The organism is Natrarchaeobius versutus (assembly GCF_041205745.1).
Taxonomy (GTDB): domain Archaea; phylum Halobacteriota; class Halobacteria; order Halobacteriales; family Natrialbaceae; genus Natrarchaeobius; species Natrarchaeobius versutus.
Genome location: NZ_JBGFCC010000001.1, coordinates 950,068 through 969,057 on the forward strand (window position 1 = coordinate 950,068; position 18,990 = coordinate 969,057).

Genomic DNA, 18,990 nt, shown 5'->3' on the forward strand with positions numbered 1-18,990 from the left:
GTACTCGTACCTTCCCAAGCGTCGACTGGTGAGAGAAATCGACATCCATCGCATGATTTCGCCCATCAGTTCAGGCTTGTCAAAGCAGTAGGGACTCCGTCTCCAGACAGACGATCGGTACCGGTATAGGGAATCCACCCCACAGACCGACCATGAACGTCACGATCTCGCCCTCGAGCGTCGAGGGGACGGTTCGGGCACCGCCGTCGAAGAGTTACACCCACCGAGCGATCCTCGCCGCCGGCTACGCCGAGCGAACGACGGTCAGCGACGCACTGTGGAGCGCGGACACCCGGGCGACCGCCCGCGCCGTGGAACTGTTCGGCGGCGACGTGAGCCGAGCGGAAGACGGCACGCTCGAGATCGACGGGTTCGACGGCACGCCGGCGGTTCCGGCGGACGTCATCGACTGTGAAAACAGTGGGACGACGATGCGACTCGTCACGGCGACGGCCGCGCTAGCCGACGGCACCTCGGTGCTCACCGGCGACGGATCGCTTCGCTCGCGTCCGCAGGGCCCGCTCCTCGAGGCGATCGCCGACCTCGGCGGCGAGGCCGAGAGCACTCGTGGAAACGGCCAGGCACCGTTGGTCGTTACCGGCCCCATCACCGGCGACGCGGTGTCGATCCCCGGTGACGTCTCCTCGCAGTACGTCACGGCCCTGCTGATGGCGGGCGCCGTCACCGACGACGGGATCGATATCACGCTCGAGACCGAGCTCAAGTCCGCGCCGTACGTCGAGATCACGATCGAGTTGCTCTCGGCGTTCGGCGTCGACGTCCGCCGGACCGACGACGGGTTCGCCGTCGACGGCCGCCAGCGCTACGACGCCGAGGGCGGAACGTACGCGGTTCCGGGGGACTTCTCGTCGATCTCCTACCCGCTCGCGGCGGGAGCGATCGCCGGCGACGGCGGCGTCCGAATCGAGGGTGCAAACCCGAGTGCACAGGGTGACAGCGCGATCGTCGAGATCGTCGACCGGATGGGTGCGGACGTCGACTGGGACCGCGAGGCGGGGACGATCGACGTCGTCACCGACTCGCTCGAGGGCGTCTCCGTCTCCGTCGAGGATACGCCGGACCTGCTCCCGACGATCGCCACCCTGGGTGCGGTCGCCGAGGGCGACACCCGAATCGTCGACGCCGAACACGTCCGCTACAAGGAGACCGATCGCGTGAGCGCAATGGCCGAGGAACTCGGGAAACTCGGCGTCGAGACGACCGAAGAACGCGACTCGCTGACGGTCCACGGGAGCGAATCCGACCTCGAGGGGGCGGCCGTCGACGGCCGCGGCGACCACCGGATCGTCATGTCACTCGCGCTCGCGGGACTGGTTGCCGACGGCGAAACGACGATCGCGGGTGCCGAACACGTCGACGTCTCCTTCCCCGGCTTCTTCGACGCGCTCGAGGGGCTCGGCGTTAACCTCGAGCGATCGTAACGTCGAAAACGCAAAGGGGTGATTCGCGTCGCATCTCCGTCGAACGCGGGCTATAGTCGCCACTGAAAGTCAATGCACACCCGATCGCCAGACGAATCGGCGATCGGTGTGTACATCGTTTCAGTTGTTACTATAGTACCGTTCTAAAGAGCGGTCCAAGCGCTTATGCAGATCGGGCGCCCTGGACGGCGTCGACGAACGCGGCGGCGGTCTCTCTGACGCGGTCCATGTCGCCGTCCGCGATCGCGTCGTAATCGACGATCGCGCTCCCAGCGCCGACGGCGACGGCACCGGCGTCGAAGTACTCCGCGACGTTGTCGGGCGAGACGCCGCCGGTCGGGATAACGTCGACGTCGCCGAGTGGTCCCTGGAGCGCCCCGATGTGACCTGGGCCGACCGTCTTGGCGGGAAACATTTTGAGGATATCCGCACCGGCTTCCATCGCCGTGACGGCCTCCGTCGGCGTCATGACGCCGGGCGCGGAGAGAACGCCGTGGCGATTGCACGTTCGGATGACCTCGACGTTCGTATCCGGCGCGACGACGAACTCGGCGCCCGCGTCGATCACGGCCGCCGCGGTCGGTGCGTCGAGAACCGTTCCTGCCCCTACGACAGCGTCGGTCTCAGCGAGTTCGCGATCGATCGCGGCGATCTGGTCTGCGGCCCGGGTTCCGTCGGCCGTCACCTCGAGGGCGCCGACGCCGGCGTCGTGGATCGCCCGTGCGACCGGCACGATCTGGTCCTCGTCGATGCCCCGAAGTACCGCGAGCACGCCGCTTTCGGCGATTCGGTCCGAAACCTCGCGCGCGTCGGTCATTCGTCTCCCTCCGCTCCCGTTTGCGATCCCACGTTCGCCACTACTCGATCGTTCGAAACCGACTCTCGGTTCCCGGATGCTAATCGTCTCATCACGATCCGTCGATTCGCCACCCCGGGCCAAAACCGTTACTCACGAGCGAGGAAAAATCGGTCTACTCCTCGAGTCGACGGATCGTCACCGTCTCGGCTTCGAAATCCTCGAGGAACGCGCCGGTGCCGCCGACGGTGTAGCGGTCGCCATCGACGGCGAGTTCGAACGCGTTCTCGATCGGGAGCGTCGACGTCGCGGGCCGGACGAGGCTCTGGCGGACGTCGACGACCTCGCCCGTAAGCGTCGACGGAAGGTCCTGATTACCGACGGGCGAACCGGTGACCTCCGCTTCGATCCGGGTATCCGTCGCCCGATGTAGCGCGAGCTGGAAGACCGCGTTTCGAAAGCCCTCGACGGTCCGGGGGAGCTCACTCGGCGTCGTCACGTAGCGTTCCTCGGCCGTCGGCCAGTAGTTCGCCAGAAACGATCCCGCGAGCACGGGCGCAAGTTGGGGCTGAGTGAGCGAAATCGCGCGCGTATCGCTTCCGGAGTTGGTGAGCATCTGACTCGGCGCGAGCAGTCCGTGTTGCTTGTCGACCGTCAGCATCGTCGGGACGAGCGCATCCCAGGTCCGAACCGTGCTCGCGGTCCCCGCGAGCGAGGCGATATCTAGTCCCTCACCCTCCGTCCCACCCAACAACAGCAAGACGAGAACGTCCCGTTTGACGGTCTCCTCGAGCGTCGATCGGATCTTCGGGAGCACGTTCGCCGGAAGCGAGAGCGTCACCTCCGCCTCGGCGCCGGCGAGCAACGTCTCGATCCGTTTGACGACCGTCTGTCGGGATTTGATCACCTCGAACTGTTCGCTCGAGCGTTCGGGCGTCGAGTACCGCGATCGAAGCTCCGGCTCCATCTCCCGGACGTCACGCGTCAGCCGGTCGACGACCGTCTCGGGGTCGATGGGACGGATCACCGTCGGCACCGTGTGGTCGTCGACGGCGACCAGGCCGCGCTCCTCGAGTTCCTCGCTGATGCTGTAGACGTACCGCTTCGAGACGTCTGCGGCGTCGGCGATCGCACTCGCTTTCGACTCGCCGTGGTCGAGGATCGCCAGATACGTATCGATCTCCTTCTCGGAGAGACCGAACCGCTCGAGGAGTGCCGCGAGACCGTTGTCATCCATGAATCTTCAGTACGTCAGAGGTTGCAACTCGAGGTGAAAAAATCCCCGGTCGGCCGCGGCGTCGATCGACACCGACCGTTCGGTGAAAAGTAAGAACACATATTACAACAAATTTTAATCGGGTGGGGTCGTAGTGGGGAGTACGATGGAACTTCACAGCGCCCTGAACGACGTCAAACGATCGCGGGGGGATTCCCGCCGATTTCCGGGAGAACGACGGTCGACGGCCGGTCTATTCTCCGGCCTCGACGACCGACTCGTTCACGTCGCGCCCGATGGCTCGCTCAGGGACTACTCGTACCCGCTTACCGGACTGGCCGGGATCGAACGGTCGCGCTTCGGGCTCGAGGTGGACGGCACGATCCACTGGTTCGACGGCGGACGACAGCGCTACGTCGACGATACCGCGGTCGTCGAAACCGTCCACGAGGTCGACGACTACACCCTCACGCAGTACGACTTGACCGTCGACAGAACCCACCTGACTCGTATCGAGTGCTCGAACGCTATCGATGGCGCCGACGTCGCGCTCCGGGCGTGTCTCGGGTTCGCACCGGAGGGCCGCGCCGGTCGCGTCGGCCAGCTTCGCCACGGAGACGCGGTCGAGATCCACCACGACCGCGAGCGGGATTTCGTGGCTGCCTCGACCGGTGCCACCGTCACCGGACGCGTCCCCGAACAGTTCGAGGAACTGCTCGCGGCCGAGCCGAGTAACTTTCCGCGGTCGACCGACGACGGCCGATACGAGGAGGGGCGACTCAGCCCGATCGCGATTCTCGACGTCAGCCTCGAGGGGACGACGCCGGCTGCGACCATCGCGACGGTGCTTTCAGAGCCGGACGACGGCCGAGCCGTCGGCCTGGAACGCGCCCGTGCCGCGGCATCCGACCACGGAAGCACGGACGCGCTCCTCGAGGCGGGACGCGAACAGTACGACCGACGGCTTCCCGACGACACCAGTGCGGACGGCCTCGAGGGAATCGCCACGGATCTCCGCGTGCTGGCGTTCCTTCGAGCGGGAAGCGGCGCCCGGATCGCCGGCCCCGAGTTCGATCCGTTCTTCCGGTACACCGGCGGCTATGGCTACACCTGGTTCAGAGACGACGCGGAGATCTCGTCGTTTCTTCTCGAGGCCGACCACCGGGCCGACATCGGATTATCGGAGTGGCACCGCGAGAGCGCGCAGTTCTACGTGGAGACGCAACTCGCCGACGGAACCTGGCCCCACCGCGTCTGGCCACACAACGGGCGGCTCGCACCCGGCTGGGCACACGGCCGGGTGGAGGACGGGGACGCGGGGTCGATCGACTACCAGGCCGATCAGACGGCGAGCGTCGCGACCTTCCTCGCGACCTACCTGCGACTCGTCGACCCGGACGACGACGCGGTTCGGGACGCGCTGATCACCACGCTCGACGGCCTCGACGCCGTCCTCGAAGACGACGGCCTCCCGGGTCGCGTCCAGAACGCCTGGGAGAACATGACCGGGCGGTTCACCCACACCGCGGCGACCTACCTCGAGGCGTACGCGGCGATCGCCCGAGCACCGCTTCCGGACGACCACCGTGATCACGCACGCGAGCAGGCCCAAACGGTCTACGAGGGGATCGACGCCCTCTGGCTCGACGAGCGTGGGCGGTACGCGTTACGGCTCGAGGGCGGTGAACTCGACGGCCGACTCGACGGGAGCACGTTCGCACTGGCGTCCGCTCACCGGGAGTACGACGCCCTCGCAGACGTCGACGACGGTCGAATCGGCCGACTCTGCCAGCACGTCGAGACGACGCTCGAGGGACTGTATCGCGACCCCGACGGGCCGATCGAAGGAATCGCACGGTTCGAGGGCGATCCGTGGCGGGTCAACGACCAGACCGAACCGAAGATCTGGACGGTGACGACCGCCTGGGGGGCACAGGCTGCGGCCGAACTCGGCCAACTCCTCGAAGGTCGCGACACCGAGGTCGCCGCCAGTTTCGAGGACCGGGGACGCGAGTTACTCGCGCTCGTCGACCCAGACGGACCGCTTCGCCGAGCCGGTGGCTACCTTCCCGAACAGCTGTTCGACGACGGGACACCCGACAGCGCGACGCCGCTCGGGTGGCCCCACGCCCTCCGGATCGCGACGGCGACGGCACTCGAGACGACCGCTCGAGTCGAAGAGGCGTCGAGTCGACTCCCTGCACGCGAGTAACGAGGAACTCCTCGAGCGGCCACTGGCGGAACGTTTTGGTCGGAGAAGCGATTACAGACGAAAATTCGGTCGTCGATTCGTCGACTCGCTACGGCGTCGCAGTTGGCGTCTCACCCTCGACGCCGAAGACGTCACGTCCGGTGTCGTGATCGAACAGGTGGACGTCCGCCTCGTCGAACGTGAGCGAGACGCGGTCGCCCGGCGAGAGGTCGACGCCGGCATCGACGCGGGCGATGAACTCGTCGTCGACGTCCAGGTGGAGATAGCTGTCCGAGCCGACCGGCTCGACGACGTCGATCGTCGCCGTGATCGCGTTTTTCGAACCCGCATCGGTGACCGAAACGTTCTCCGGACGGATGCCGAGGGTGTACCGATCCGCTTCGAGCGAAACGTCGTTGCGCTCGGCGTACCCTGCGGAGAGTTCGAACTGGAACCCGCCGGCGGGGTCAGATAGCTGGAGTCGTCCGCCCGTGGCGTCGACGGCGACGTCGAGGAAGTTCATCGACGGCGAGCCGACGAAGCCCGCGACGAACTCGTTGACCGGGTTCTCGTAGACGTCAGTCGGCTTCCCCTGTTGCTGGAGCGTGCCATCGTTCAAGATGACGATCCGGTCGCCCATCGTCATCGCCTCGTGTTGATCGTGGGTGACGTAGACGGCCGTGATACCGAGTTCGTCCTGGATGCGCTGGATCTCGGCGCGCATGCTCGTCCGAAGCTTCGCGTCGAGATTGGAAAGCGGCTCGTCGAACAGGAACAGATCGGGTTCCCTGACGATCGCTCGACCGAGCGCGACCCGCTGTTTTTGCCCGCCGGAGAGCTCGTCCGGTTTGTCCTCGAGAAGCTCCTCGATGTCCATCATTTCGGCCGTCTCGACGACCCGCGCCTCCCGTTCGTCCGCCGAGAGATCGGTGCTCATCCGGAGCCCGAACGCCATGTTCTCGAAGACGGTCTTGTGTGGGTACAGCGCGTAGTTCTGGAACACCATCGCGACGTCCCTGTTTTTCGCGTGAACGTCCGTTACGTCCGTCTCGCCGATCCGAATGCGACCCGAAGTCGGCCGTTCGAGCCCGGCTAACATCCGGAGCGTCGTCGTTTTCCCACAGCCAGACGGTCCGACGACGGTGACGAACTCCCCATCTTCGATCTCGAGGTCGAGGTCGTCGACGGCGACGACGGTTCCGACGTCGTACTCCTTCCGGAGCGACTCGACGCTGACACGTGCCATTTTCCGGGAGTTCGGTGAGGAGCTATAAAATGCTTTCTCAAAAAGTTCGATTTGAGATGAATTAGTACAGCATATATTTTCGAACACCAGTAGAGATCCACATGGTTTCCCAGAACGTCGACCGCCCCTCCCCGAAGAACAGCCGTCGCATATCCGGTGAGGCCACCCATAGAGCGCTAATTCGACGTCCAACGTGGTCGATACACCCCCGCTCGAGACGCCATCCTAACAATTAAATATATGAAGACATAATTCATCACTGTTTACGCCATGTCAATGGAACGCAGGCAACTACTCGCAGGGATCGGGGGAATTGCAACGCTGTCGGTCGCCGGCTGTCTCGGCGGAGACGACGACCAGCCGACGACGCTGTGGCACGACTTCTCGAACGCCGAGGAGGCCGACCTCGTCGACCACGCCGAACGGTTCAACGAGGGCCGGGACGACGAGTTGAACCTCGAGGCGATCTCCGAGATCGAAGATCAACTCAGTACGGCGATCCCGGCCGGCGACGGACCGGAAACGTTCGCGTGGGCACACGACTGGATCGGCAACTACCACGAGCAGGGGTTCGCCTACGACGCCGCCGACGACGTCACCCTCGACCTCGACGCGACGTTTACGGACGCGGCGGCCGACGCCGTCCGCTTCGACGGCGCAGTGTACGGGATTCCCTACGCGGCGGAGACGGTGGCACTCATGTACAACGAGGAACTGGTCGACGGGCCACCGGAGACGCTCGAGGAGATGGTCGAGATCATGGACGACTACCACGATCCCGCCGAGGGACAGTACGGCCTCTCGTGTCCGCCGGCGGATCCGTACTTCACGAGCACGTTCCTCCACGCATTCGGTGGGTACTTCTTCGACGACGAGACGGAATCGCTCGGTGTCGACCAGGACGAATTCATCGAAGGCGTCGAACTCCTCGAGGAGTCGATCTGGCCGTACGTTCCGCAGGATCCGGCCTACGAGTCTCAGGTGCCGGTGTTCGACGACGGCAACGCCCCGTTCGCGATCAACGGGCCGTGGGAGATCGACGGCTTCCGCGACTCCGGAATCGAGACGACCGTCGCTCCGATGCCCGACATCGCTGGTGGCGACCCGACGCCGTTTACCGGCATTCAGGTCTGGTACTTTACGGCCACGCTCGATGACGCCGACGAGGAAGCCCTCGAGACGGCGATCGACTGGGCCGAGTGGCACTCGACTGACGAGGACGTCATCCTGACGAACGCCGAGAACCACGGGTTCATCCCCGTCCACGAGGAGTACACCGACGACGACGACCTCGGCGACGACGTCGAGGCGTTCGCCGAAAACGTCTCGATGGGCGTTCAGATGCCGTCTCACCCACGAATGGACCAGGTGTGGAACCCCGTCGAGGACGCCCTCGAGCAGGTGTTCAACGAACAGGAGAGCGCCGAAGACGCAATGAACGCGGCCGCCGACGAGATTCGGGGCCGCTGGGAGTAACGACGGGTCTTCCTCTCGTCTATGTCCACGTCATTCCTCGACCGCGTTACCGACCTCGGTCACCGACGGCTGAGAGCGGATCGGACCTCCAGAGATCTGTTCGGCTATCTCCTCGTCGGGCCAGGTATCGCCCTGTTTCTCTCGTTTATGCTGTTCCCGATCGTATTTCTGATCTACCTCTCGTTTACCGACGCGACCCACGCCGGAACGGTTATCGGCGGGGAAGCGTCCCTCATCGGCGTCGACAACTACGTCGCCCTGTTCACCGACACCCAGTTCTGGAACTCACTCGGCATCACCTGGCTGTTCGTCGCCGTGAGTCTCCTGGCGAAACTCGTCGTCGCCGTAACGATCGCCGTCGTCCTCACGCACTCTCGAGTACGGGGGAAACGGTACATGCGCGCGATCGTCATCGTCCCGATGGGGTTTCCCGAAATCTTCAGAGTGACGATCTGGCGCGGGCTGTTCAGTAGCGCCCGATTCGGGCCGTTAAACGAGATTCTGGCCATGTACAACGGCGCGGTCGAACGCCTCGTCGGCGTCGTCGACGCCGTCGCGTTCTTCGTCACCATAGAGGCGCCCGGACTGTTGCTCGTCGACATCCCGGTCGCCTGGCTCGGCGGTCGGTGGAGTACCTTCCTCGCGTACGTCACGACGGAGGTCTGGATGGCCTACCCGTTCATGGTGATCATCATCGTTAGCGCGCTCCAGGACGTCCCGATGGAACTCCACGACGCGGCGAAAGTCGACGGCGCAGGCTACATCTACCGGTTCTACCACGTCACGTTGCCCGCGATCAAGCGACCGGTGATGTTCGCGTCGATCCTCACCGCCGCGGCGTCGTTCCAGCAGTTCCTGGTCCCGTGGGTGTTCAACCGCGGCGGTCCCGGTCGACAGAACGAACTCCTCCTGGTGTACGGCTTCCGGGAGGCGATCGAACTCAACGAGTACGCCTTCGCGTCCGCGATCATGGTCACCGCCATCGCCTTCATCGGGATGTTCATGTGGCTCGCAGTCAAGAAGGGACGGCTCGCGGAGGGGGTGAACTGAGATGCTCGAGACCATCACACAGACGGTCGAACAGGTACGAACCGGGCGGCGAACTATCGGCGACCTCGGTAAGACCGGGGTCGGTACGATCGGCGCCTTCGCAATGTTGGTCGTGCTCATGTTCCCGGTCTACTGGATCGTGACGGCCTCGTTCTCCCAGGGTGCGGGGCTGATGAGTTCCGACGGGCTGTTCGCCGATCCCGCGACGTACAACCTGGATGCCTACCGGTGGGTCCTGTTCGAGTCGGACTTCGTCTTCGACAACGGCGAGGTCGGCGAGCCGGGGGCTCTGTTCAACAGCCTGATCGTCGTCTTCGTCACCGTCAGCGTCTCGCTGTCGGTCATCATCCCCGGCGCCTACGCGCTCTCGAGGCGGAAATTCGCCGGACGGCAGAAGATCCTCTACGGCTACGTCCTGTTCACGCAGGTCGGTGCCGGTCTCTCGATCGCGACGCTCATCGCGCTGTACGCGCTGTTCGTCAACCTCGGACTGAGCAACAACCTGTTGATCCTGGGGGTCTTCTATGCGGCAGGGGCGATCCCGTTCAACACGTGGCTGCTCAAGACGTTCATGGACAACATCCCGGTCTCCTACGAGGAGGCCGCGATCGTCGACGGCGCGAGCCAGTGGCAGGTCATCCGTGAGGTGATCCTGCCGCTCTCGAAGCCGGGCATCGCCGTCGTACTGATCTTTACGTTCCTCGCCGGCTGGAACGAGTTCATCATCGCCCAGACGCTCCTTCGACCCGAGAACTACACCCTCTCGGTCGAACTCTACTCCCTTGCGGCCAACGAGTACGAGACGCCGTGGACCGAGTTCGCCGCATTCGCGAGCCTCTTCGCCCTGCCGGTGGCGATCATCTACTTCGCCACCCAGAGCTACGTCGAAAGCGGCCTCTCGTTCGGCGGCATGGAAGGCTGAGGTGCCGAAAATCCTGCTTTTCTTGGCCCCGAGACGTTCTCGAGTCCGCTCGCGAGACGTTAACGGCCTCGCGTCTCCGACTCGCGTTCGACCTCGAGGACGACGGCCGTCTCGACGGTGATTTCGCGGTCGAACGCGGACTCCTCGTCCGCCGGTTCGCAATCGCTCGCGCCGTCGCTTCCGTCGCGAACGATCGTCTCACCCGTCGATAAATCCGTCTCACCGGTCAATAGATCCGTCCCGGCGACCGGTTCGTCGATCCCCACCGTCGCCGTCCCCTCGCCGAAGTGGAGGACGATGACGACTCGCCGGCGGCGTTCGGAATCGTCTCGGGCGTACGCCACGGCCGCGTCCGTCTCGGTTTCGTACTCGATGCGCTCGAGTGTAGCGTCGGCTTGCAGGGCCGGGTGTGACTTTCGGAGGTCGACGAGTCGCCGGTAGTACGCGAGCAGTTCCTCGTCTTCCTCGCCCCAGTTCATCGGCTCGCGTCGCTTGCGGAGCCCGGTCTCCTGGCCCGCATAGAGCATCGGAATTCCCGGAAGCGTAAACGTCGCCGCGCCGGCGGCTAACTGGGCGTCCCGACCGTACGACGACAGGTACCGGTCCGTATCGTGATTCTCGACGTAGGTGAGCCACAGCGAGGAGGGGTGACCGCCGCGGCGCGCCCGCTCGTCGACCGCATCGAGGACGAGACTCGCGTCCGGCGAGTCACCGTCGCCCTCGAGAACCGCGTCGGCGAAGGCGTCGATCACGGCGTTCGTCTCCTCCTCGACCCCGCCGGCGTCGGTCGCGACCGCGTCACCGATCGTCTCGAGCGCGCTGTAGAGTCTGTCGTCGTGGTGGGCGTGAAAGCGGCCACCGCCCATCTCGACCGACGACGGGAGCGTTTCGTCGAGCAGGAAAAACTCGGCGTCGGCGCTCGTCACCCGATCGTACACCTCGGCCCAGAAGCTCAGCGGCACGCCCCAGGCGACGTCGGTCCGGAAGCCGTCGACTTTCGGCGCCCAGAAGTCGACCACGGAGAGGAGGTACTCCCGAACCGCCGGGTTCCCGTGGTCGAGGTTCGGAATCTCGTCCCAGTCGAAGTAGGCGTCGGGTTCGCGGGCCTCGACGTCCGCCCAGCGATACCAGTCGCGGTACCGTTCGTGGTCGGGGTGGTCCTCGTCGAGGGCCGCCTCGAAGAAGGGGTGCGTGTCGGCCGTGTGGTTGATCACGAGGTCGAAGACGACCCTGATTCCCCGCTCGTGGCAGGCGTCGACCAGCGCCTCGAACTCGGCGAGCGTTCCGAGATCCGGATCGACCCGAAGGTAATCGGTCGTGTGGTAGCCGTGGGGGCCGCCCAGCTCGTCGGGCGTCCCGAAGCCGCGTTTGGTCTCGAGAAACGGCGTCAGCCAGAGGACGTCGATGCCCAGCTTCTCGAGGTGGTCGAGTCGGTCGGCGAACGTCTGGAACGTCGGCTCGGAGTGGTCGGGAAACCGCCGCGTGAACGCCTCGTAGACGATGGCGTTCTCGACCCACGCGGGCGGCTCGAACGGGCGCTCGACCCGTAGGCCGTTGCCATCTACACTGTCACCGCCCGCACCGCCGCCGTCTGTACTGTCACCGCCTGCACCGTCGCCGGCCGGAACCAACTCGAGGGCATCGGGTAGCGAGTACCGGCTGTCGGCGGCCACGGCGACCGCGTAAATCCGGGCACGTTCGGTCACGTCCTCGATCTCGATAGTGCCGTCGGGAGCGACCGCGAGGTCGTCCCGGTCGTCGACGTAGTATTCGACTTCGAGCGCGTCTTCGCCGGCGTCACCCTCCACATCCTCGTCGCCGCTCACAGCGGTCGATATCCCCGCTGACAACGTCGCGTCGGGCACGAGTTCGATCCGATCGTCGCGAACGTCGGCCTCGAGACGGATCCGTGGGCGGGGCTCGCTATCGTTCGTCCCGATGTCCGGAAACGCACGAACAGTCAGTTCGTGGACGCCGTCGGGAGCCTCGAGATCCAGCGTGTACGTGCCGGGAACGTCGGGGACGAACTCGGCGACCGGCTCGTCGGTTGGTTCGGCGCTCGATTCGGACGGCGCGTCGGCGATGCGCCAGGCGTACTCCCCCTCGGCGTCCGGATTCCAGGGCGCGAGGTCGTCCCGGGGTTCCATCTCGTTCCCGTTCGGGTTGACGATTCCGTCGCCGACCGTGACGAACCGCGGCGGTCCAGGGTGGTGAGAGCCGTCACCGCTTTCGAACGACTCCTCGCTCGTCCGTTCGCCGCCGTCGGTTCGCTCTCGTCCGGTTCGTCCTCGTCCCGTCCGTTCGGTTCGACCATCTCGTTCGAGCAGATCGCTCGAGTCGCGTCTTCGATCGTTCACAGTCGGACCTCTCGGCCGGAGGATAAATTTGTGATGTATTTGTACACCACACAGGTGGTTCGACCACTGGGTTGCGTGTGACAGATGGTCCCCGAAGCGCGCCCACTACTCACTGGTGAACGACCGAGAGCGACGCTCCGCGGGTTCGGCGTCGGTTTCCGTCGGAAAACGTAAATATCGTTCGGCGAGCGCTACTCCTCGTCGAACAGTTCCTCGCCGTCGACCATGTGCTCGGCGACGGCGTCCATATCGAGGGTGACGCCCAGCCCCGGCTCCTCGGGGATCTCGATGTAGCCGTCCTCGATGACGTCTTCTTCGACCAGGTCCTCCCACCAGCCGAGTTCGTAGGAGTGGTACTCGACGGCCAGCGAGTTCGGAATCGCCGCGCCGACGTGGGCGCTCGCGGTCGTCGCGACCGGCGAGGAGACGTTGTGCATCGCGACCGGCATGTAGTAGAGATCGGCCAGATCGGCGATCTTGCGCGTCTCGCGCATGCCGCCAACTTTCGGCATGTCGGGTGCGATGATGTCGACCGCCTGCTCTTCGATCAGTCGGCGTTGACCGTGTTTGCGGTAAACGTTCTCGCCGGCCGTGATCGGCGTCGTCGTCGACTGGGTTACTTCACGCTGGACGTCGTGGTTCTCCGGCGGCACCGGGTCCTCGAGCCACCAGATATCGTACTCCTCGAGACGCTTGGCCAGACGCTTCGCGGAGCCGGCGCTGAACGTCCAGTGACAGTCGAAAGCGACGTCGGCCCTGTGACCGACGCGCTCGGTAACGGCCTCGACGATCGACGCCTTGTGCTCGATTTCGGGCTGGCGCAGGTGGCGGTTCGCGCGATCCTTCTCGTGGCCCGAGGGGACGTCGAGGTCGAACTTGAGCGCGTCGTAGCCCAGTTCCTCGACGACGCGTTCGGCCTCGTCGGCACAAGCGACGGGATCGGCTTCCTCCTCGGTGTGACAGTCACAGTAGACGCGCACCTCGTCGCGGTACTTGCCGCCGAGCAACTGGTAGGCAGGCACCTCGAGGATCTTGCCCGCGAGGTCGTGGAGTGCGACCTCGATACCGGCGATCGCGGTCACGGTGACGCCGCCGACCGAGCCCTCGCCGGACATCTTCTGGACGAGGTGTTCCGTGAGCCGGTCGATGTCGAGTGGGTTCTCGCCCCGGAGGAACGGCGCCATTCGCTCGACGAGTTCCGGTGCGCCCGCACCCCAGTAGGCCTCGCCGGTGCCGACGATGCCCGCGTCGGTGTAGATGCGCACGAGCGTCCACGGGAAGTTGCCGTCGACCATCGTGGTCTGGATATCCGTAATCTCGACGTCGCGTCCGCCTCCGCGCTCTCGCGTGACGTTCATCGTCTCCGCCGAGAGATCCCGCATCGTGTACTCGGCGTTTGGGTCGTGTAGCTGTGAGTAGTCGACTCCCATAGCAGAGATACTTACTCGAACGGTAGTAATAGTTGCCATCTATCGCTCGCGTGCGAGGGGCCAAAGCGGGACCGCAACCGCCAGCGAGCCGAAAGGTGTAGAAGTAGATCGGATCAGATCGCATCGAACTCGACAGCCGTCTTCACGACGTCGTCGTCCGTTTCGAACGCAACTTCGAACTCCTCTATGCCGTAGACGCCGGTGACGAGGTCGTCCGTGAACCACGTCGGGAGTTGGGAGAGCGTATCGATCGCGGCCTCGAAGTGGCCGCGATGGGAGTTGACGGTTCCGACCAGTGCCTTGTTGTGCAAGACCATCTCCCGGTGGAGTCGCCCGCCGTCGACCTCGAACTCCCACGATTCGGGGACGCCCAGCAGGACCCCGACGCCGTTGGGTGCGAGCGCGTCGACCGTCTCGAATGCGTGTTTGGGGTAGCCGGTCGCCTCGTATATAAGGTCGATCCCTTCGTATGCCTCCGGAATCTCGGCGACGGGAGTCTGGCGGGAGTCGACGTACGTCGCGCCGAGTTCCTCGATGATGTCGATCGTCGGATCGGGGCGATCGCGTCGGCCCAGACAGTACGTTCGATCGATACCGATGGTTTCCTCGAACATCGCCAGCGTCAGCAGGCCGAGCGAGCCGTTACCGAGGACCAGCGCCGACTCGGGTTCCCAGTCGAACGCCGAACGGGTGGCAACGGCGTGCTCGATCGCCTTCTCCGAGATGCTGACCGGCTCTACGAGAAAACCGAGCGCCGCGAGGTCGTTCGGGATCGGGACCAAGTATTCTGCCGGGCTCGTGACGTACTCGGCCATGAACCCGTGGGCGCCGGCGATGCCGCGTTCGACGTACTCGCCATCGGGTGCCATATCCGGTTCGCCGCGTGCGAAGTACTCGTTATCCACACCGCCCGGTCGGCGCCGGACCGTCGGAACGACGTACTGGCCCTCCTCGAGGTCGGTCCCGTTCGCGTCCTCGACGACGCCAACGGCCTCGTGTCCGAGCACGAGTTCGTCTTCGCCCGCGGGAACGTCGCCGTGGTGGCCCGCGATGACTTCGTGGTCGGTCCCGTCGACACCCACCCGAAGCGTTCGAACGAGCGCTTCGCCCTCCGTCGGTTCGGGTCGTGGTCGTTCGACGAGCGTCGGTTCTCCGGCCCCCGGTTCCACAGCGATAGCTTTCATACCGTCGGAAACGAGCCACATGGACAAAAGATTTACCCATCCTGTAGTAAACATCTGACAGCAGAGTGACTTCGATCCTGTCCGGCGATACCAACGGGTGAACGAGTCCTGGGACCGTTCGGCGAACCCGTTCAGGTGCATCTGCTGTGTGGTGGTGCGGTCGTCTGGTCGGGTCGGTGGGGTGGTGAATCACGCTGGGCGCGTCCGACAGCCCCTCGAGCACTCACACTGACGTTCCGACTCCGATCCGAGAGCGGCCGCCGTTAGGAGATTCGTCCACTCGTGTGGTCTGCTTCCATCAGTTTCGGTACGGCCACAAGCCGTCCTGTAGCCCACCGGTGCTCAATGAACACACCCCGGGGTCAAGATCCGGAGCAGTCGCCTTTGCCGCCTGTACAGCATTCCGCCTCAGCCGAGGCTACCGAACCGTCCGCAATGGAACGCCACCGTTCGAGAGCGAAATACCTCCTCCAGGAGGTCGACGTCTAGAGTCACAAGAGAAAACTTCTTGTGGTGGTGTCAGGAATCTAATCGTATGGTCCCCAACCCCTCCACTCCGCTTACGCGACGCGCGGCGTTAGCCCTCGGGGCGTCGATCCCCCTCTCCGGCTGTCTCGGGCTGATCACCGGCGCGCTCGGCAACCAGGTCCCCTCGAGCGTGCCCGCGGATCTCAGCCACGAGAGCCTCGGCGTCGTCGATACCGGCGGCGAGATCGATATCGTCACCGACGCCGACCTCACGCTGGTGTACTTCTTCGCGACGTGGTGTGGTCCCTGTGGCCCACAACAGGAGGAACTCCACGACGTTCGCGACGAGTACGACACCGAGACCCTGGCAATGCGTGCGATCTCCCCCGAGGACGACGAGGCGGAAGTCTTCGAGTACTGGGAGACAGAAGAAGCCGAGTATCCCGCCTGCATCGACCCCGACTCCGACGTTCACGCGGAGTTCGGCATCAGCGCGTACCCGTCGCTCGTCCTCGTCGATCCCGACGGCGAGGTGCGGTGGCACACCTCCGGAACGACCGACGCCGAGGACATCATCGAACGGGTCGACGAGGAACTCGACGGCTAACCCGTGCTCTCGGATCTGCGCCTCCTGTTTGCGTTCACCGCCGGGTCGGCGACGTTTTTCGCCCCGTGTGCGTTTCCGATGCTCCCGGGCTACGTCGCCTACTACCTCGGCGACGACGTCGCGGGCTCGACGCGCGCGGCGATCAGACGCGGCTCGGTCGTGAGCCTCGTCGCCAGCGCGGGCATGTTCGCCGTCTACCTCGGGCTGGTCGGCATCGCCGTCGCCGTGGGATCGCGGTACTTTCACCGGTTGGTGTTACTCGGCGGCGCCGTCGGGCTCGCGCTGATCGTCCTCGGAATCGCGATGCTCGGCGGACTCACCCACGGCCGCCTGTTCACGATGCAACTACCCGAACGCGACCGGAGCTATCGGGGCTACTTCGCCTTCGGCGTCGCCTACGCCATCGCCGCCGCCGGCTGTACGGCGCCGTTTTTCATCACGGTCGTTCTCTCGAGTCTCTCGAGCGGGCCGGCCGCCGCGTTCCTCACCGTCGGCGCCTACGCTGGTGGCATGGTCGTGATGCTCGTCGTGGTGACGCTCCTGACGGCAGTCGGTCACGAATCGCTGTTTCGCCGGATGGTCCCCTCGGGACGGCTCCTCGAGCGGGCCGGCGGCGCGCTGTTGATCGTCGCCGGCGTCGTCCAGCTTTACCTGTTTCTGTTCGAGTACGGCGGCCTCGCACAGCTCGGCCTCGCGTGAGCGGGCCATCGTCTCCGTGAACGTCCGTCCCGTCGAACGGCTCGACCCGCCCGCAATCCTCCACCGATTCCGTAGGGCTAAGTGGCCACGTCCCAGAACAGGGGGGTAATGAACGGCAACCGTTTCGGTCGCCTCTTTCAGGTGACCACGTACGGCGAGAGCCACGGCGAGGCGATGGGCTGTACCGTCTCGGGCTGTCCCGCCGGCCTCGAGCTTTCCGAAGAGGACATCCAGGTGGACTTAGACCGACGAAAGCCCGGCCAGTCGATGATCACCACCAGCCGCGGCGAACCCGACGACGTGACGATCAACTCCGGCGTCCAGGACGGCTACACGACGGGAACGCCGATCGGGATGGTCATCCAGAACAAAGACGCCCGCTCGGGCAAGTACGAACCGTTCATCACCGCACCGCGGCCGAGCCACGGCGACTTCACCTACTCCGCGAAGTTCGGCACTCGCAACTGGGGCGGCGGTGGACGCTCCTCCGCACGCGAAACCGTCAACTGGGTCGCCGCGGGCGCCATCGCGAAGAAACTGCTCGCACTCGAGGGCATCGAATGCAAGGCACACGTCAACCAGATCGGCGAGATCGAGGCCCCCGAGGTCAGTTTCGAGGAGATGCTCGAGCATAGCGAAGAAAACGACGTCCGCTGTGGCCATCCCGAGACCGCCGCGGAGATGCAAGACCGCATCGCGGAGTACCAGGAGGAAGGCGACTCCATCGGCGGCAGCATCGAGTTCGAGGCCCGCGGCGTCCCCGTCGGCCTCGGCGCGCCGCGGTTCGACTCGCTCTCGGCCAGGCTGGGCCAGGCGATGATGGCGGTCCCCGCAACGACGGCATTCGAGTTCGGTCTGGGAACCGACGCCGCCGAGTGGACCGGCAAGGACCGAAACGACGACTGGGAGTTCGATTCCGACGGGAATCCGGTTCCGGTCGAGAACGACCACGGCGGCATTCAGGGCGGGATCTCGAGTGGCGAGCCGATCTACGGCGAGGTCACCCTCCACGCGCCGACGTCGATCCCCAAGAGCCAACAGACCGCAGACTGGGAGACCGGCGAACTCAAAGAAGAACAGGTCATCGGCCGCCACGACCCCGTTCTCCCGCCGCGTGGCGTGCCGGTCGTCGAGGCCATGCTCGCGCTCACCCTCGTCGACTTCATGCTCCTGTCGGGTCGGCTCAACCCCGACCGCGTCGACGACCAGCCCGGCGAGTACGACACGGACTACCACCCGAGTAATCCGCGAAACGAATAGCTCGAGGTGATCAACAGCCGACAAGGGGTGTAGCAAATTTCTTCAAGAAACGGAGATCAGGTCAATTATTCCACCAATCTATTCGAGATGTGTGACCGGAACCACTGTAGTTCTGACCGATAGAAAACGATATTAGTTTCGGTAAAGGTGTTTCTTGTTACGTGATGTCCGCTTCTAGGAAAATATTCACCGAGGCAAGTATCTCACTCGTGCTCGTTGGCGGACTACTGACGGTCATGTACATCGACGGTACGTTCGAGGGCGCCGCACTGAGCGCGATCCTGGCCTGGATCGCGGGGATCGGACTCGTCGTCTCGGGAGTCGTTTACATTACCGGAAGCGTGGTCAAAAAAGCGGTCGAATAAATTCCGCGTCGACTGTGAATGGATCCCAGTGCGGGGCCGTTGTCATACGGTTTACTGTCAGTCATTTCCGGCACAACCGCCGCCTGGGTCGCGGTTGTGCCGGTACATCGAGACAGGAATCCGTATCAGTCCGGATCGACACAACACCGATAGTAACAACTGCAACGATGTACACACTGATCGCATAGCTCACGGGTCACGTTCGTTCCCCGTTCGCATTTTCGCGGTTCTCATTCATGGTTCGAAAATCGAAAATTTTCGTCATCACGAACGACCGCAGG

15 protein-coding genes are annotated in these 18,990 nt (G+C 64.5%); 9 read left to right on the forward strand and 6 right to left on the reverse strand.

The annotated features are described in order from the left end of the window. Positions 1-152: 152 nt before the first annotated feature. A complete protein-coding gene (gene aroA, locus AB7C87_RS04650) occupies positions 153-1,442 on the forward strand; it encodes a 3-phosphoshikimate 1-carboxyvinyltransferase (protein WP_369728227.1) in 1,290 nt (429 codons plus the stop codon). Between the two features lie 163 nt (positions 1,443-1,605). On the opposite strand, the gene AB7C87_RS04655 is transcribed toward aroA, so the two are convergent. Together AB7C87_RS04655 and AB7C87_RS04660 are read right to left on the reverse strand one after the other, a co-directional pair. After that, the gene (locus tag AB7C87_RS04655; RefSeq protein WP_369728228.1) at positions 1,606-2,259 is read right to left on the reverse strand and encodes a bifunctional 4-hydroxy-2-oxoglutarate aldolase/2-dehydro-3-deoxy-phosphogluconate aldolase; all 654 of its coding nucleotides are present in this window, start codon (positions 2,257-2,259) and stop codon (positions 1,606-1,608) included. A 154-nt stretch (positions 2,260-2,413) separates the two neighbouring features. Continuing rightward, the gene (locus AB7C87_RS04660; protein ID WP_369728229.1) at positions 2,414-3,475 is read right to left on the reverse strand and encodes a TrmB family transcriptional regulator; all 1,062 of its coding nucleotides are present in this window, start codon (positions 3,473-3,475) and stop codon (positions 2,414-2,416) included. Between the two features lie 145 nt (positions 3,476-3,620). Between AB7C87_RS04660 and AB7C87_RS04665 the strand changes: the two genes are divergently transcribed. Beyond that, a complete protein-coding gene (locus AB7C87_RS04665; RefSeq protein ID WP_369728230.1) occupies positions 3,621-5,666 on the forward strand; it encodes a DUF7997 domain-containing protein in 2,046 nt (681 codons plus the stop codon). An 88-nt stretch (positions 5,667-5,754) separates the two neighbouring features. Here AB7C87_RS04665 and AB7C87_RS04670 read toward each other — a convergent pair whose 3' ends face one another. After that, positions 5,755-6,891 carry an ABC transporter ATP-binding protein gene (locus AB7C87_RS04670; RefSeq protein ID WP_369728231.1) on the reverse strand — a complete coding sequence of 379 codons (1,137 nt, stop codon included), beginning with the start codon at positions 6,889-6,891 and terminating at the stop codon, positions 5,755-5,757. Positions 6,892-7,167: 276 nt separating this feature from the next. Here AB7C87_RS04670 and AB7C87_RS04675 point away from each other — a divergent pair, with 276 nt between their 5' ends. The 3 genes from AB7C87_RS04675 to AB7C87_RS04685 are packed head-to-tail and all read left to right on the forward strand — an operon-like array spanning position 7,168 to position 10,339. Then, positions 7,168-8,367, forward strand: a complete 1,200-nt coding sequence (locus tag AB7C87_RS04675) for an extracellular solute-binding protein (RefSeq protein ID WP_369728232.1) — start codon at positions 7,168-7,170, stop codon at positions 8,365-8,367. A gap of 21 nt (positions 8,368-8,388) precedes the next feature. Then, positions 8,389-9,417, forward strand: a complete 1,029-nt coding sequence (locus AB7C87_RS04680; RefSeq protein WP_369728233.1) for a carbohydrate ABC transporter permease — start codon at positions 8,389-8,391, stop codon at positions 9,415-9,417. 1 nt (position 9,418) lies between these two features. Then, positions 9,419-10,339 carry a sugar ABC transporter permease gene (locus AB7C87_RS04685; RefSeq protein ID WP_369728235.1) on the forward strand — a complete coding sequence of 307 codons (921 nt, stop codon included), beginning with the start codon at positions 9,419-9,421 and terminating at the stop codon, positions 10,337-10,339. A 59-nt stretch (positions 10,340-10,398) separates the two neighbouring features. Here the strand turns inward: AB7C87_RS04685 and AB7C87_RS04690 are convergent, their stop codons facing one another. From AB7C87_RS04690 to AB7C87_RS04700, 3 genes are all read right to left on the reverse strand, one after another. Next, positions 10,399-12,696 (reverse strand): alpha-amylase family glycosyl hydrolase, encoded by a 2,298-nt coding sequence (locus tag AB7C87_RS04690; RefSeq protein ID WP_369728236.1) that lies wholly within the window; start codon positions 12,694-12,696, stop codon positions 10,399-10,401. Positions 12,697-12,887: 191 nt separating this feature from the next. Next, complete coding sequence (locus AB7C87_RS04695; protein ID WP_369728237.1) at positions 12,888-14,126, reverse strand: mandelate racemase/muconate lactonizing enzyme family protein; 1,239 nt, start codon at positions 14,124-14,126, stop codon at positions 12,888-12,890. A 113-nt stretch (positions 14,127-14,239) separates the two neighbouring features. Further along, positions 14,240-15,310, reverse strand: coding sequence for a glucose 1-dehydrogenase (locus tag AB7C87_RS04700; protein WP_369728238.1), 1,071 nt, complete (start codon positions 15,308-15,310; stop codon positions 14,240-14,242). A 535-nt stretch (positions 15,311-15,845) separates the two neighbouring features. On the opposite strand from AB7C87_RS04700, the gene AB7C87_RS04705 reads away from it, so the two are divergent. The 4 genes from AB7C87_RS04705 to AB7C87_RS04720 all read left to right on the forward strand — a co-directional run bounded on the left by AB7C87_RS04705 (position 15,846) and on the right by AB7C87_RS04720 (position 18,709). Next, complete coding sequence (locus tag AB7C87_RS04705; protein ID WP_369728239.1) at positions 15,846-16,385, forward strand: TlpA family protein disulfide reductase; 540 nt, start codon at positions 15,846-15,848, stop codon at positions 16,383-16,385. 3 nt (positions 16,386-16,388) lie between these two features. Further along, positions 16,389-17,084, forward strand: a complete 696-nt coding sequence (locus AB7C87_RS04710; RefSeq protein WP_369728240.1) for a cytochrome c biogenesis CcdA family protein — start codon at positions 16,389-16,391, stop codon at positions 17,082-17,084. Between the two features lie 108 nt (positions 17,085-17,192). Next, on the forward strand, positions 17,193-18,344 hold the full coding sequence (aroC, locus tag AB7C87_RS04715) for a chorismate synthase (RefSeq protein WP_369728241.1): 1,152 nt from the start codon (positions 17,193-17,195) through the stop codon (positions 18,342-18,344). Positions 18,345-18,508: 164 nt separating this feature from the next. Continuing rightward, positions 18,509-18,709 carry a hypothetical protein gene (locus AB7C87_RS04720; RefSeq protein WP_369728242.1) on the forward strand — a complete coding sequence of 67 codons (201 nt, stop codon included), beginning with the start codon at positions 18,509-18,511 and terminating at the stop codon, positions 18,707-18,709. Positions 18,710-18,990: the final 281 nt, after the last annotated feature.

Bases quoted from the DNA above. Each gene is read 5' to 3' on its own strand.
- aroA (WP_369728227.1), top strand. From the start codon at position 153: ATGAACGTCACGATCTCGCCCTCGAGCGTCGAGGGGACGGTTCGGGCA.
- AB7C87_RS04655 (WP_369728228.1), bottom strand. From the start codon at position 2,259: ATGACCGACGCGCGCGAGGTTTCGGACCGAATCGCCGAAAGCGGCGTG.
- AB7C87_RS04660 (WP_369728229.1), bottom strand. From the start codon at position 3,475: ATGGATGACAACGGTCTCGCGGCACTCCTCGAGCGGTTCGGTCTCTCC.
- AB7C87_RS04665 (WP_369728230.1), top strand. From the start codon at position 3,621: ATGGAACTTCACAGCGCCCTGAACGACGTCAAACGATCGCGGGGGGAT.
- AB7C87_RS04670 (WP_369728231.1), bottom strand. From the start codon at position 6,891: ATGGCACGTGTCAGCGTCGAGTCGCTCCGGAAGGAGTACGACGTCGGA.
- AB7C87_RS04675 (WP_369728232.1), top strand. From the start codon at position 7,168: ATGGAACGCAGGCAACTACTCGCAGGGATCGGGGGAATTGCAACGCTG.
- AB7C87_RS04680 (WP_369728233.1), top strand. From the start codon at position 8,389: ATGTCCACGTCATTCCTCGACCGCGTTACCGACCTCGGTCACCGACGG.
- AB7C87_RS04685 (WP_369728235.1), top strand. From the start codon at position 9,419: ATGCTCGAGACCATCACACAGACGGTCGAACAGGTACGAACCGGGCGG.
- AB7C87_RS04695 (WP_369728237.1), bottom strand. From the start codon at position 14,126: ATGGGAGTCGACTACTCACAGCTACACGACCCAAACGCCGAGTACACG.
- AB7C87_RS04700 (WP_369728238.1), bottom strand. From the start codon at position 15,310: ATGAAAGCTATCGCTGTGGAACCGGGGGCCGGAGAACCGACGCTCGTC.
- AB7C87_RS04705 (WP_369728239.1), top strand. From the start codon at position 15,846: ATGGTCCCCAACCCCTCCACTCCGCTTACGCGACGCGCGGCGTTAGCC.
- aroC (WP_369728241.1), top strand. From the start codon at position 17,193: ATGAACGGCAACCGTTTCGGTCGCCTCTTTCAGGTGACCACGTACGGC.
- AB7C87_RS04720 (WP_369728242.1), top strand. From the start codon at position 18,509: ATGTCCGCTTCTAGGAAAATATTCACCGAGGCAAGTATCTCACTCGTG.